Annotated in this window: 2 protein-coding genes; both read left to right on the top strand. The window is 46.1% G+C overall.

Translation table 11 applies throughout. The annotated features are described in order from the left end of the window. The coding region (locus AWC02_RS15465; RefSeq protein ID WP_085129627.1) for a hypothetical protein at window positions 1-445 on the top strand (445 nt) is incomplete at its 5' end. Continuing rightward, a partial coding sequence (locus AWC02_RS15460) for a ParB/RepB/Spo0J family plasmid partition protein (RefSeq protein ID WP_085129626.1) occupies window positions 445-1,311 on the top strand: 867 nt, incomplete at its 3' end. The genes AWC02_RS15465 and AWC02_RS15460, both read left to right, overlap by 1 nt.

The raw sequence follows: 1,311 nt of genomic DNA, 5'->3' as shown, positions 1-1,311 counted from the left end.
TGATGGGCCTAACCTGGGTATCGGCACGATTAATGTCGTATGTGCTGCTGATGTGCTGATTGTTCCCACGCCTGCTGAGTTGTTTGACTACACCTCCGCACTGCAGTTTTTCGATATGCTTCGTGATCTGCTCAAGAACGTTGATCTTAAAGGGTTCGAGCCTGATGTACGTATTTTGCTTACCAAATACAGCAATAGTAATGGCTCTCAGTCCCCGTGGATGGAGGAGCAAATTCGGGATGCCTGGGGAAGCATGGTTCTAAAAAATGTTGTACGTGAAACGGATGAAGTTGGTAAAGGTCAGATCCGGATGAGAACTGTTTTTGAACAGGCCATTGATCAACGCTCTTCAACTGGTGCCTGGAGAAATGCTCTTTCTATTTGGGAACCTGTCTGCAATGAAATTTTCGATCGTCTGATTAAACCACGCTGGGAGATTAGATAATGAAGCGTGCGCCTGTTATTCCAAAACATACGCTCAATACTCAACCGGTTGAAGATACTTCGTTATCGACACCAGCTGCCCCGATGGTGGATTCGTTAATTGCGCGCGTAGGAGTAATGGCTCGCGGTAATGCCATTACTTTGCCTGTATGTGGTCGGGATGTGAAGTTTACTCTTGAAGTGCTCCGGGGTGATAGTGTTGAGAAGACCTCTCGGGTATGGTCAGGTAATGAACGTGACCAGGAGCTGCTTACTGAGGACGCACTGGATGATCTCATCCCTTCTTTTCTACTGACTGGTCAACAGACACCGGCGTTCGGTCGAAGAGTATCTGGTGTCATAGAAATTGCCGATGGGAGTCGCCGTCGTAAAGCTGCTGCACTTACCGAAAGTGATTATCGTGTTCTGGTTGGCGAGCTGGATGATGAGCAGATGGCTGCATTATCCAGATTGGGTAACGATTATCGCCCAACAAGTGCTTATGAACGTGGTCAGCGTTATGCAAGCCGATTGCAGAATGAATTTGCTGGAAATATTTCTGCGCTGGCTGATGCGGAAAATATTTCACGTAAGATTATTACCCGCTGTATCAACACCGCCAAATTGCCTAAATCAGTTGTTGCTCTTTTTTCTCACCCCGGTGAACTATCTGCCCGGTCAGGTGATGCACTTCAAAAAGCCTTTACAGATAAAGAGGAATTACTTAAGCAGCAGGCATCTAACCTTCATGAGCAGAAAAAAGCTGGGGTGATATTTGAAGCTGAAGAAGTTATCACTCTTTTAACTTCTGTGCTTAAAACGTCATCTGCATCAAGAACTAGTTTAAGCTCACGACATCAGTTTGCTCCTGGAGCGACAGTATTGTAT

It is taken from the genome of Mycolicibacter engbaekii, from assembly GCF_002101585.1.
In the GTDB taxonomy this organism is placed as follows: domain Bacteria; phylum Actinomycetota; class Actinomycetes; order Mycobacteriales; family Mycobacteriaceae; genus Mycobacterium; species Mycobacterium engbaekii.
This window is presented reverse-complemented; position numbering and strand designations above follow the sequence as displayed.